This is a genomic window from Chroococcidiopsis sp. CCNUC1, assembly GCF_023546805.1.
Classification (GTDB): Bacteria; Cyanobacteriota; Cyanobacteriia; order Cyanobacteriales; family Chroococcidiopsidaceae; genus Chroococcidiopsis; species Chroococcidiopsis thermalis.
The window spans coordinates 453,334-467,187 of the sequence record NZ_CP097480.1; the positions used below are offsets into that span (position 1 = coordinate 453,334).

A 13,854-nucleotide genomic window follows, 5' to 3' on the forward strand; every position below is an offset into this window, starting at 1 on the left:
AATACTGAACTTATGGAGAAGCATCAAAATACAAATAAAAATTTTGACTTACAACTTTCTTATTGCTAGCAAGAGGTGGTGAGAATGGTACAAGAGAAACAACGCCTGTCTCGATTCTGGAAAACATTAACCACGCCTATTAGAGAATTACTCTCAGCCGAGGCTATAAAAACAGCTGCTGAGTCCGGTACGGCAGCATTGGAATTGGGAAAAACTCTTCAAGAACAAGGTAAAAATCTTGTAATATTGAAGCCTTTAATAGAACATTCTCAATCATTATTAGCTCTGTTATGTTCGCCAGAAATTCAAATGGTTGGAGCGGGATTACCATTCGTATCAATTGCAATTACATTTTTGCGATTTTATCGTGAGAAAACACAGCAAGATCCCACTTTTGAAGATTGTGTAGCCTTGATTAGCCAAGCAGCATATTTGGAGAGTTTTAAGGAAATTAGAAATTTACCGGAATATAAAAGCAAGTTAGTTAACCTTGATGCTATCTCTTCTTCTCACGAGTTAGTAGTCTCTTTACAAAAACTAGAAGAATTTGAATTAGATAACAAAGCAGCTAAACAAGCATTTATATCTTTTCCTACTTCAGAATTATGTAAAGTCTATAATCAAGTTCTATCTACTCGCTTGCAGGCATCTAGACTCAATCAAGATGAGATCTCGGTATTTACAGAGCGAGTTGCTTACAACAGTAGATTATACTTTTTTGAGGCGATCGGAGGAAGAGATAACTTTACTAATGCCAGATTAGATTTACTATACTCTTCTCAAGCGGTAGAATTACTCAGAAAATATAACAGTATAGAGCGATATCTGAAAGAAGAAATTGCTTCAAAACCAAACGAAACTATTTTTAATGAAAAAATTACTTTTAAAGATATTTATGTACCGCTCAAAGCAAGAAGAGTAGATCCTAACAACAAAATTGATGAAGCAAAAGAATCATTTGATTTAAAAACTTGGGTAAAAAATCTTGTTCTCGATCGCGATTTAAATAAATTAACGCAGGTTATTTTTATTCAAGCAGGACCAGGACGAGGTAAAAGTGTATTTTGCCGGATGTTTGCTGACTGGGTAAGACAACATTTACATCCCATGTGGACACCAGTTTTGATTCGTTTACGGGATATTGATGAATTTCAGCCTAGTTTAGAAGAAACTTTACGCTCAAGAATAAAAACAGATTTTGCTCAAAATAATAATTGGCTTACTGATGATTATACCAGGTTTATATTTATTTTGGATGGGTTTGATGAGTTACGTATTGAACGTAGTAATAACCAAACTATAGAAAGATTTCTCAAACAAGTTGGTGGATTTCAGCTTGATTACGTCAATAAGCATCGCATAATAATTACAGGTAGAGCAATGGCTTTACATGGAATCGACCGCCTACCACATAATCTAGAACGGGTAGAAATTAGGGAACTAGATGTTGATTTACAAAATCAGTGGTTTACCAACTGGAAGAAGCATTTTAACACGGATAAAACTAAAGAGTTTCAAAAATTTATCCAAAATGAGCAGTGCTGTCCTCAGCAAATACAAGAATTAATAAAAGAGCCATTGCTGTTATATATGCTGACAGCCATGCATCGAGATAACACATTAGATATTAATAAATTTGGGCAAGCAACCGATACAAATGCAAAAATTTTGATTTATCAACAAGCATTAGAGTGGATACTAAAAAAACAGCGTTCCGATCTTCGTCATCCCGATCTGAATTATCAACTTACTAAACAAAATCCAGAAGCATTAAGGCGAATCTTAGCAGAAGCGGCTTTGTGTGTAGTTCAATCGGGTGGAGAAAATGCTTCTATGCAGATGCTAAAAGCACGCACACAGCAAGACGATGAAGCAAGACACCTGCTTGAAGCAGCAGAGAAAGAATTAGGAGAGGAAGTGCTAAAATCTACCCTGTGTACTTTCTACTTAAGAGCCGATAGCATCGGTGGATTTGAGTTTTATCATAAGAGTTTTAGTGAGTTTCTTTATGCTGAACGACTGAAACAAAGTTTAGAAGATTGGACAGAGTCAGGTAAGAGAGGAAAGAGTTTTCATACAGAAGATAAGCAACTACACGAGCAAATTTACGATCTGCTAGGATATGGAAACTTAACTCCAGAAATCGTTCAATATCTCATGGGGTTGCTAAGTATAAGTGAAATATTTAGACCAGTACAGCTATTTCAACGCCTAGAAAAATTTTATCTACACTGGTGCAATCGAGAATTTATAAATGCTCCACCCCAAGAGAATTTACCACAGAAAAAAATGTTGCAGCTACAAGGGCAAGACATTGCTACAGGACTGCTGGAAGTAGATATATTTACAGGTTTAAACATTCTAATTTTACTATTAGAGTTACATCGCTATGCACAAAAGCAAGATGCATTAAAAAATGAGATTGTTTTTTATCCTTGTGGACGCAAAGATACTGATAATTTTGATAAAACAAGATTCCTGACTATAATTAGTTATAGCCACTGTCTAGAGTATGCAGCCTTTGCATCCATTGTTGGCTCGTTTTTACAAGATATCAACTTAACAGAGGTAGATTTACATGGTGCGTATCTTTGTGATGTAGACCTCAGTGATGCAAATATCAGCCACACTAGTCTCTACAATACAAATTTTGATGGTGCAAATTTAGAGAGTGTCAATTTTTTTAATACGGAGTTTTGGCAAGTAAACCTTCTTGAGACAAATCTTAGTAACGCTAACTTTACAAATGCATGCTTCCAATATGGTGTATGTTTCAGCGACGGCACAAACCTAACTAATACAGATTTTAGTGGTGCTGAGGTCATTGGTATTGATTTTTCCTATTCAAAACTTCAATGTGCAAATTTCAGTGGTGCAAACCTTCAATCTAGTAATTTTCATAAAGCAAAACTAAGTCATGCAAACTTTACTAACACGGATCTCAGATATGTAGACTTCGCTGGCGCAGATTTAAGCAATACTAACTTTTGTGGTGCAAACTTAACGGATATTTACTGGGATAAGAATACAAAGTGGGAGAATATTCTTGGGTTAGAAACAGCGATTAATGTACCAGAAGCATTAAAACAACAATTGGGATTAGAGTAGAGTCTGGTTGAGATCAGATTATTCTTCTCTTTCTTCCTTAGCGCCTTAGCGTCTTGGCGTGAAACAAAAAAATTCTTCCTCCCTCAACTCAAAAACAACTCCTTAATCCCCGTACTACCAATCTCAATTGCCAAAGCTGCCAATAAAAATCCTAGAAGCTGAGTAATAATCACCTCACCTTCTGCACCAATCCATTTATCTACGAATGCTGACTGACGCACGATTAACCACGTCACGAACATTGCGGCAACAACTCCTATCACCACGCTAATATGAGCGTTGGGAGAATCAGACATTAATAACATCACAGTTGTAATCGTTCCTGGTCCCGCCAAAAGTGGTAAAGCGAGAGGGGTAATCGCTACATCCCTTTGCTGGTCTACCGTTGGCGTGTCTATGTCTCCATCGAGCATTTTCAACGCAATCAACAGCAGCAATAATCCGCCAGCTACCCGCAGGGAACCCAGACTAATCTCCAAGTATCTTAAAATCCATTGACCACCAAAGGCAAACGCCAGCAATACCCCGGTTGCAACCAAACTCGCCCGATCTATCACGCTATTTCTTTGCTCTGGTTCCATCCCTTTAGTTAAGATCAGAAACACGGGTGCATTGCCCAAAGCATCCGCTAGCACGAATACAGCTACAAAAGTTTTAATAAATACAGAAATATCCACATCAGTTATCAGTTAACAGCTATCAGTTATCAGTGTACAGACTTTACTTGTGACTTATATACAACAACCAATTATCGAGGTGTCGATCGCATTCGTTGCCAGTACAACATTTTTTGAGTTTCGGCAGGAATTTTAACACTTTCATCGCCATTGAAGATAATTTTTCAGAACTCTTTTGAAAACGTTTGAAGTAGCGATCGCTAAATAGTCACCGAATGCCGATCGCTGATAACTGATAACAGACGTTCCATGTAACGTCTCTACACTGATAACTGAATTAATAAAAGCTTAAGAAGGGTAACATCTTTTTGTTTGGCTCTATACTGAAAAAAATCAGAGCAATTCACTATTTTGAAAGTTAGAGCGATCGCGATCGTCCTTTAGAGAGAAAACAAACTATTCTGAAATTGAAAGAATTTAGTAGAAAACCTTGAAATAATAGGGTAACAATTCATCATGGTTCAAGCACCCGCTCCCACAGCACAAAAAGGTTCATTGACTGCTGACGAGCTGCGAAAGATGAATGCTTACTGGCGTGCAGCTAACTATCTTTCAGTCGGACAAATCTATCTTCTAGACAATCCACTCCTGAAAGAACCGCTGAAGCTAGAACACATTAAACCACGATTGTTGGGACATTGGGGAACGACACCAGGCTTAAACTTCATCTACGTTCACCTCAATCGCGTTATCAAAAAATATGACCTCAGCACGATTTATATTGCTGGTCCCGGTCATGGTGGACCTGGTTTGGTTGCCAACACTTATTTAGAAGGGACGTATAGCGAATATTACCCCAATGTCTCTCAAGATACTGAGGGAATGAAGCAACTCTTCAAACAATTTTCCTTCCCTTACGGTATTCCCAGCCACGTTGCACCTGAAACCCCTGGTTCGATCCATGAAGGGGGTGAATTAGGTTACGCTGTTTCCCATGCATACGGTGCTGCATTTGACAACCCAGATTTAATTGTGGCGTGTGTCGTGGGTGATGGCGAAGCGGAAACGGGTGCTTTAGCTACGAGTTGGCATAGTAATAAATTCCTCAATCCCGTCCGAGATGGTGCGGTGTTACCGATTTTGCACCTGAATGGATACAAAATCGCCAATCCTACAGTGTTGGCGCGGATGAGTCATCAAGAGTTGGAAAGCTTGTTCGTCGGCTACGGTTACAAACCCTATTTCGTCGAGGGTGACGATCCCGCTACCATGCACCAACTGATGGCGGCGACGATGGATCGGGTGGTAGAGGACATTAAAGCGATTCAACACGAAGCACGGACGAAAGGTTTTACGGATCGCCCCCAATATCCGATGATAATTTTGCGATCGCCCAAAGGATGGACGGGACCGAAAGAAGTGGATGGGAAGAAAACAGAAAATTCCTGGCGATCGCACCAAGTCCCATTTTCCGAAATGTCTAGCAAGCCAGAACACGTACAATTGCTAGAACAGTGGATGAAGAGTTATAAACCCGAAGAACTCTTCGATGCAGAAGGTAGGTTATTCCCAGAATTAGCCGCACTCGCACCCACCGGACAACAGCGCATGGGAGACAATCCCCACGCTAACGGCGGAATTTTATTGCGAGATCTGAAAATGCCAGATTTCCGCCACTATGCAGTGGAGGTAAAAAATCCAGGTACGACAACATCTGAAGCCACTCGCGTTTTGGGTAAGTTTCTGGCGGATATTCTGAGATTTAACGAAAAAAGCCAGAATTTCCGAATTTTTGGTCCCGACGAAACCGCATCTAACCGCTTGGGTGAAGTTTTTAAAACGACAGACCGGACGTGGACGGCAGATATTTTACCGGAAGACGAACAACTATCGCCTGACGGTAGGGTAATGGAAATATTGAGCGAACATACCTGTCAGGGATGGTTAGAAGGATATTTGCTAACCGGACGGCATGGAATATTTTCCTGCTACGAAGCATTTATCCACATCATCGATTCGATGTTTAACCAACATGCCAAGTGGTTGAAAACAACCCGTCACATTACCTGGCGCAGACCTGTAGCCTCCCTCAATTACCTCTTGACTTCCCACGTCTGGCGACAAGATCACAACGGCTTTTCGCACCAAGACCCAGGTTTTATCGATCACGTCATGAATAAAAAGGCTGAGGTGATTCGGGTGTATTTACCCCCCGATGCTAATACTTTACTCTCAGTTGGCGATCACTGCCTGCGATCGCGTCATTACGTCAACGTCATCGTCGCCGGAAAACAGCCAGCCTTGCAATATCTCGACATGGATGCAGCAGTCAAGCACTGTACCAAAGGAGTTGGAATTTGGGAATGGGCGAGTAACGACAAAGATAGCGAACCCGATGTAGTCATGGCGTGTGCGGGGGATATTCCCACCCTAGAAACTTTAGCAGCAGTAGACATGATGCGGCTGCACTTCCCCGATTTGAAAGTCAGGGTGGTGAATGTGGTGGATTTGATGACAATGCAACCTAACACCGAACACCCCCACGGTTTGACAGATAAAGACTTTGACAGCATCTTTACCACCGATAAGCCGATTATTTTTGCTTTCCACGGCTATCCCTGGCTGATCCACCGCCTCACCTATCGCCGCACCAACCACCGCAACCTACACGTTCGCGGCTACAAGGAAGAGGGAACGACAACCACGCCATTTGATATGGTTGTCCTTAACGACTTAGACCGTTTCCATTTAGTCATGGATGCGATCGATCGCGTGCCTAAATTGGGATCTAAAGCAGCATATGTCAAGCAAATGCTCAAAGACAAACTGATCGAACACAGACATTACGTCTCCACATATGGCGAAGACATGGCGGAAATTCGCCAATGGGTATGGCAATATTACAGCGGTTCTCCTGCTGAGAAAGGGGCGATCGACACCCAACGCGATAATGCTAGTTCAACTCCGTCTTTAGAAGGAGAAGAAGGCGCGGCGAGGAAGTGAAGAGAGCTGGGGGAACTGGGGGAGCCCAGGAGGCTGAGGGAGAAAAATTACTTCTGACTCCTGGCTCCTAATTTTTGACTTTTAAATTTTGACTTTTGACTTCCCTTGTAATCATTTTGACTTTTGTAGTAGTAAAAATCGGGCAAGGTTAATAGCAGGAGACAGTTAACAGGAATTGAATATGCAAATCCAAGAACCCCAACTGCAAGGTCAAGACACGGGGATGCAATGCGAAGACGATCGCACGGGGATTGGGGTTGAAACCCTGAAGCGAGCGTTTTTAGATAACTTATTCTACGTCCAAGGCAAGTTTCCTGCCCTTGCCACGAAACACGACTACTACATGGCACTTGCCTATACAGTACGCGATCGCCTCCTGCAACGTTGGGTAAATACAGCCGCAATCTACACCCAGGAAGGGTCGCGTACAGTTGCCTATCTCTCGGCTGAGTTTCTGATGGGTCCGCATTTGGGTAATAACCTAATCAATTTGGGCATTTACAACCAAGTGCAGCAAGCCATGACCGAGTTAAAACTCGATCTCAAAGAATTACTGGCAAAAGAAGAGGAACCAGGGTTAGGCAATGGGGGTTTGGGTCGGTTAGCTGCTTGTTACCTCGATTCCTTGGCAAGCTTGGAAATTCCTACCCTTGGCTATGGTATCCGCTACGAATTTGGCATTTTCGACCAACTGATCCGTAACGGCTGGCAAGTTGAGAAAACTGATAAATGGCTGCGCTATGGCAACCCTTGGGAAATTGCTCGTCCAGAATGGGCAGTTTCGGTAAAATTTGGCGGACGCACCGAAGCACATAAAAATGCGCAAGGACGCGATCGGGTACGCTGGATTCCCCACAAAGTTGTCCTGGGCATTCCCTACGATACGCCGATTTTGGGTTACAAGGTCAACACAGCTAACACCTTGCGATTGTGGAAAGCCGAAGCACCAGAATCTTTTGATTTTGAAGCCTTTAATCGCGGGAATTATTACGGTGCGGTGGATCAAAAAGTTACCTCGGAAAACTTAACCAAGGTACTTTATCCCAACGATGAAACTTACGAAGGTAAGCAACTACGTTTAGAACAGCAGTATTTCTTTGTTTCCTGCGCCTTGCAAGATATGCTGCGAATCATGTTACGGCAGAAATTGCCCTTAGAACAGTTCCACGAAAAATTCGCCGTTCAACTCAACGATACCCATCCCGCGATCGCAGTTGCCGAATTGATGCGATTGTTGTTGGACGAACACGACATGGACTGGGAACCCGCTTGGGAAATTACCCAAAAAACTTTTGGTTACACCAACCATACTTTACTGCCAGAAGCTTTAGAAAAGTGGTCGCTGAAGTTATTTAGCAGCCTTCTTCCCCGTCATTTAGAAATCATTTATGAAATTAATTGGCGCTTTTTAGAACAGGTACGGCATAAATTTGGTACGGATGAAGGACGGATCGGACGCTTATCTTTAATTGACGAAAACGATGGTAAATTCGTGCGGATGGCACACCTCGCCTGCGTTGGTAGCCACAAAATTAACGGAGTCGCAGCACTCCACAGCGAATTGCTACAAAAAACCACGCTGTTAGACTTTTACGAGTTTTTCCCTGAAAAATTCACCAACATCACAAATGGCGTAACTCCCCGTCGTTGGATTGTCTTGAGTAACCCCAAACTGACAAATCTGATTACCAGTTGTATCGGAGATAATTGGATCAAACATTTAGAAGACGTACAACGAATAGAAACCTACGCTGAAGATCCAGGGTTTCAGCAAGAATGGCAGCAGATCAAGCGGGAAAATAAAGTTAACGTCGCTGAAATTTTACTCGATCGCACGGGTGTTAAAGTCGATCCCGACTCGCTATTTGACATCCAAGTCAAGCGCATTCACCAATACAAGCGCCAACACCTGAATATATTGCACGCAATTACGCTTTACAACCAAATCAAACAAAATCCCAATCTAGACATTACCCCCCGTACCTTAATTTTTGCTGGCAAAGCCGCTCCTGGTTATTACATCGCCAAGTTGATAATTAAACTGATCAACTCCGTGGCTGAAGTGGTCAACAAAGATCGAGATATTGGCGATCGCTTGAAAGTTGTCTTTTTACCAGATTACAACGTCAAAAATAGCCAACCCATCTATCCCGCTGCCGACCTTTCCGAACAAATTTCCACCGCAGGTAAAGAAGCATCCGGCACGGGTAACATGAAGTTTGCCATGAATGGGGCATTGACAATCGGCACTCTCGACGGCGCGAACATCGAGATCCGCAATGCTGTGGGGGCAGAAAATTTCTTTCTGTTTGGCTTGACAACAGAGGACGTTGGTGCTTTAAGATTAACCGGATATCGTCCTAGAGAGTATTACGAACAAAACCCGCAATTGAAACAAGCAATCGACCAAATCGCCTCTGGATACTTTTCTCACGGCGATCGCAGCTTATTCAAACCGCTAGTAGACTTGTTACTTGACAAAGACCCCTTCATGTTAATGGCAGATTACCAACCGTACATCGATTGCCAACAGCAAGTATCTCAGACATACCGCGATCGCGATCGGTGGTTGCAAATGTCAATTTTAAATACAGCCCGCATGGGTAAATTCTCCTCAGACCGTGCCATCCGCGAGTACTGCCAGCAGATCTGGAAAGTGCAACCCGTTCCGGTACAATTGGCAGCAGAAAAAACTGGCGATGGTTGGTTTGGGACAGTGACTAGTGACTAGTGGCTAGTGACTAGAAAAGAGTCCAGCCTCTAGCCACTAGCCACCAGCCACTCTACAAATGACAAATGACAAACTTATGTTAAAAATTGGCATTAATGGTTTTGGTCGAATTGGACGTTTAGTAGCGCGGGTAGCAGCCCATAATCCGCAAGTGGAGATTGTCGGGATTAACGATCTCGTTCCCCCCGATAATCTTGCCTATTTGTTTAAATACGACTCCACTCATGGCACTTACAGCGGTCGGGTGGAGGCGAAGGAAGATGGAATCGCGATCGACGGCAAGTTCGTCCCTTGTATGGCAATCAAAAATCCGGCTGAGTTACCTTGGGGCAGTTTGGGTGCAGATTATGTTGTGGAATCTACAGGCTTGTTTACCACCTATGACGGGGCAGCCAATCACCTCAAAGCAGGGGCAAAACGGGTAGTCATTTCTGCTCCTACTAAAGACCCAGATAAGGTTCCAACGCTGTTGGTGGGTGTGAATCACGACAAATTCGATCCCCAAAAAGATGCGATCGTGTCTAATGCTAGCTGTACCACTAACTGTCTGGCTCCGATTGCCAAAGTCATTGACGATAAATTCGGCTTGACAGAAGGCTTAATGACCACCGTACACGCTATGACCGCTACCCAACCTACTGTAGATGGTCCTAGTAAGAAAGACTGGCGCGGCGGACGCGGGGCAGCTCAAAATATCATTCCTTCCTCGACTGGGGCGGCGAAAGCTGTAGCGCTGGTTTTGCCTCAACTCAAGGGTAAGCTTACCGGAATGGCATTTCGCGTCCCTACCCCCGATGTCTCTGTCGTCGATTTGACCTTCAAGACAGAGAAAGCCACCAGCTACAAAGAAATCTGTGCGGCAATGAAAGAAGCTTCCCAAAATGGCTTAGCAGGCATTCTCGGCTACACCGAAGATGAAGTCGTATCGATGGATTTTCGCACCGATGCTCGTTCTAGCATTTTTGACGCTGGTGCGGGTATCGAGTTGAATGCCAACTTTTTCAAAGTCGTTTCTTGGTATGACAACGAGTGGGGTTACTCCTGTCGCGTCCTCGATCTGATGCTTTATATGGCACAGAAAGAAGGCATATTAACAGGCGATCGCCCCTTGGTTGCTGTTTCTTAACGGTAGTTGGTAGTTGGTAGTTGTCATTACCAACTACCCATTACCAATTACCCATTACCAATCAAAACATGAGTCTCAAACTCTACTTGCTGCGACACGGAGAAACAGAATACAGCCGCACGGGAGGTTTTTGTGGCGAGCTTGACCCAGAACTGACCCCAGAAGGGATGTTGATGGCAAAGGCGTTTGGCGAAACTTATCGTTCTCTGCCTTGGACGGCGGTTTATGTCAGTCCGATGAAACGCACGATCGCAACTGCAAAACCTCTATGTGATGCGATCGCGATGGATATGCAATTGCGCGACGGATTGAAGGAGATTCGCTACGGCAAATGGGAAGGACAAACGCTGGAATTTGTCAAGCAACATTACGAAGAAGATTACGTCCGATGGTTGACGGAACCAGCTTGGAATCCGCCGACTGAAGGTGAAACTGGTGTTCAAATTGCCAGCCGTGCTATGCCTGTTATTTCTGAAATTGAAGCTAAATGTCCTACGGGCAATGTTTTGGTCGTCTCTCACAAAGCCACGATTAGGATTATTCTTTGCAGTTTATTGGGGATCGATGTCGGACGTTATCGCGATCGCATTACTGCTTTAGCTGCTTCTGTTAGTATTGTCAAATTTGACGTACACGGTCCTTTATTGGAAGTGTTGGGCGATCGCTATCATCTAGATGCAGAATTACGTAATTTACCAGGAACGTAATAATCGACAAATATATCTATAAATATCTCATTTTTGCCCTGGGTATTTTCCCTAAACTAAGATCTGAAACATTCGCGATCGCTCTTTCTCTTCAATTTTGCGCGCTTGAGTAAGTCCGAGGTCAAAATTCACTCACAATTAAATCCAAATAGAGCTTATGCAAACTATTTATGTCGATGGAACTTACCTTGAAAATAATCCATCTTATGGTGTTGAAGATTCCCCTTGGAAAGCCCAGCAAATTCTGAGTATAATTCAGAAAAATCAGTTAAATCCTCGTTCTATTTGTGAAATTGGCTGCGGTGCTGGTGAGATTTTAAGACAACTACAGTTATCCTTACCAGATCATGTCAGATTTCAAGGATATGATATCTCACCTCAAGCAATCCAACTCTCTCGACAGCGCCAAAATCAAAATTTATCTTTTGCCTGTGAGGATATAACTAAAATAGAGATCGATCCTTTCGATATTTTACTCTGTATCGACGTGTTCGAGCATGTAGAAGACTATTTAAATTTTTTAAGACAGTTAAAACCCAAATCTAAATATAAAATTTTTCATATTCCTCTCGACATGTCAGCTCAATTTGTTCTGCGAGCCGAACCGATTTTGTGGATGCGAGAAAACGTCGGTCATATACACTACTTTATGAAAGATACAGCTCTTTTGGCTTTGAAAGACGCTGGCTACAAAATTTTAGATTATTGCTACACCGCCGAGCATGTCGATCGCCCGAAATCCTTTAAAGCGAGATCGCTAAGTCTACCGCGAAAAATTTTACATGCGATCGCCCCAGATGTTACAGTACGGCTACTAGGAGGATACTCGCTATTAGTCCTAGCAGAATCTTAGAGCTATATACATCTTTAGACACTCAACAAATTGCTGCCGAAAATCTAGAATCCGAGTGAAATTTAAGTCGGAAGACCGATCGCTGTTAACTGATAACTGTTAACTGATAACTGACTGATGAAAATCCTTGTACTCAACGCCGGATCGAGCAGCCAAAAAAGTTGTCTCTACGAAATTACGGGAGATGGGATTCTAGAGCAACCAGTTGAGCCATTGTGGGAAGCCACCATAGACTGGACGGGAAAATCGGCAGTCGGCTTACTCAAGGTAAAAACCTCTCATGGAGCATCGATAAAAACAGAAATTCCTGTCAAAGAACGACAGCAGGCGATCGCCCAAATGCTCGATACTTTAATGCAAGGCGAGACACAGGTGATTTCCGATTTAGCTGAAATCCAACTCGTCGGACACCGTGTCGTTCACGGCGGACAGCATTACTCTCAGCCAACTCGCATCACTCCCGAGGTGAAAGCAGCAATAAAAGAACTAGCAAACCTTGCACCCGCACACAATCCCGTCAATTTAGAGGGGATTGAGGCGATCGAGCAGACTTTACCACAAGTACCGCAAGTAGCAGTATTCGATACTGCTTTTCACAGTTCCATTCCCCCTGGTGCAGTCGTTTACCCCATCCCTTACGAGTTGTCCGAACAAGGAATTCGCCGTTACGGTTTCCACGGAATCAGTCATGAATACGTATCTCGTCGCGCCGCATATTTGTTAGACAGAGATCTTAGTTCCCTCAAACTGATTACCTGTCATTTAGGTAACGGTTGTTCTTTAGCAGCAATCCGCGATGGGAGCTGCATCAATACGACAATGGGATTTACACCCTTAGAGGGATTGATGATGGGGACGCGATCGGGTTCTATCGATCCCAGCATTCTCCTCTATCTATTGCGACAGGGTTACAGTACCGAGCAGTTAGACGAGATGCTCAATAAACAATCGGGACTGAAAGGCGTTTCTGGTATAAGTGGGGATATGCGCCAAATCAGCCAAGCGATCGCCGAGGGAAACGATCGCGCCAAATTAGCATTTGACATTTATATTCATCGCCTGCAATCGCACATCGGTTCGATGCTAGCTTCCTTGTCAGGAACGGATGCACTTGTCTTCACTGCTGGGGTGGGAGAAAATCACCCTCTAACTCGTACAGCCACCTGTGAAGCTTTTGAATTTCTGGGATTGAAACTCGATCCCAGTAAAAATCAAGCTTCCCCCAAGGATGCAGACATCGCCACCTCTGATTCAAAGATCCGCGTTTTAGTCGTCCAAACCCAAGAAGATTGGGCGATCGCTCAATCTGGCTGGAATCTGTTGAATCGAGAGTCGTAGGGGCGCACTGCTGTGCGCCCCTACAGGAGTCGCCAGTCGCAAATATTCCACGCACCACGCACCACTTTCTTACCAACTACCTATCTACTGCATCTTCTCGATATAGTCCAACACCATCTCATAATTAGCCATTCTGCCTTGGGAGAGGAAGAGTTCTGCGGCAGCACGAAAATCTGACAACGCACCCATGCGATCGCCTAAATTTAGCCTCATAAAGCCGCGATTGCCAAAAGCTCTAGCATTCTCAGGATTTATCGATACCGCTTCGTCGTAGCTTTGAATTGCTCCTACATAATCTCCACCATCAGCCCTAGCTGCTGCTTGCTTCATGAAGTCTTCAGTAGTCATCGCTTCTTCAACAACTTTCATGT

At 43.5% G+C, this 13,854-nt stretch carries 9 protein-coding genes; 7 read left to right on the forward strand and 2 right to left on the reverse strand.

The window, feature by feature from the left end; all coding sequences use genetic code 11:
* Window positions 1–84: 84 nt before the first annotated feature.
* The gene (locus M5J74_RS02180) at window positions 85–3,108 is read left to right on the forward strand and encodes a pentapeptide repeat-containing protein (RefSeq protein ID WP_250015176.1); all 3,024 of its coding nucleotides are present in this window, start codon (window positions 85–87) and stop codon (window positions 3,106–3,108) included.
* Window positions 3,109–3,191: 83 nt separating this feature from the next.
* Here M5J74_RS02180 and M5J74_RS02185 read toward each other — a convergent pair whose 3' ends face one another.
* Complete coding sequence (locus M5J74_RS02185) at window positions 3,192–3,785, reverse strand: MarC family protein (protein WP_015152494.1); 594 nt, start codon at window positions 3,783–3,785, stop codon at window positions 3,192–3,194.
* Window positions 3,786–4,241: 456 nt separating this feature from the next.
* Between M5J74_RS02185 and M5J74_RS02190 the strand changes: the two genes are divergently transcribed.
* The 6 genes from M5J74_RS02190 to M5J74_RS02215 all read left to right on the forward strand — a co-directional run bounded on the left by M5J74_RS02190 (window position 4,242) and on the right by M5J74_RS02215 (window position 13,483).
* Window positions 4,242–6,728: a phosphoketolase gene (locus tag M5J74_RS02190; protein ID WP_250015177.1), complete on the forward strand. Its 2,487-nt coding sequence runs from the start codon at window positions 4,242–4,244 to the stop codon at window positions 6,726–6,728.
* Between the two features lie 181 nt (window positions 6,729–6,909).
* Window positions 6,910–9,459, forward strand: a complete 2,550-nt coding sequence (locus M5J74_RS02195; RefSeq protein ID WP_250015179.1) for a glycogen/starch/alpha-glucan phosphorylase — start codon at window positions 6,910–6,912, stop codon at window positions 9,457–9,459.
* Between the two features lie 58 nt (window positions 9,460–9,517).
* The gene (gene gap / locus M5J74_RS02200) at window positions 9,518–10,585 is read left to right on the forward strand and encodes a type I glyceraldehyde-3-phosphate dehydrogenase (RefSeq protein ID WP_250015181.1); all 1,068 of its coding nucleotides are present in this window, start codon (window positions 9,518–9,520) and stop codon (window positions 10,583–10,585) included.
* A gap of 68 nt (window positions 10,586–10,653) precedes the next feature.
* Entirely contained in the window at window positions 10,654–11,292 is a 639-nt protein-coding gene (locus M5J74_RS02205; protein ID WP_371934105.1) for a histidine phosphatase family protein, read from the forward strand.
* Between the two features lie 157 nt (window positions 11,293–11,449).
* Window positions 11,450–12,145, forward strand: a complete 696-nt coding sequence (locus M5J74_RS02210; RefSeq protein WP_015152499.1) for a bifunctional 2-polyprenyl-6-hydroxyphenol methylase/3-demethylubiquinol 3-O-methyltransferase UbiG — start codon at window positions 11,450–11,452, stop codon at window positions 12,143–12,145.
* A 117-nt stretch (window positions 12,146–12,262) separates the two neighbouring features.
* A complete protein-coding gene (locus M5J74_RS02215) occupies window positions 12,263–13,483 on the forward strand; it encodes an acetate kinase (protein ID WP_250015185.1) in 1,221 nt (406 codons plus the stop codon).
* An 84-nt stretch (window positions 13,484–13,567) separates the two neighbouring features.
* Here M5J74_RS02215 and M5J74_RS02220 read toward each other — a convergent pair whose 3' ends face one another.
* The gene (locus tag M5J74_RS02220; protein ID WP_250015194.1) at window positions 13,568–13,852 is read right to left on the reverse strand and encodes a tetratricopeptide repeat protein; all 285 of its coding nucleotides are present in this window, start codon (window positions 13,850–13,852) and stop codon (window positions 13,568–13,570) included.
* Window positions 13,853–13,854: the final 2 nt, after the last annotated feature.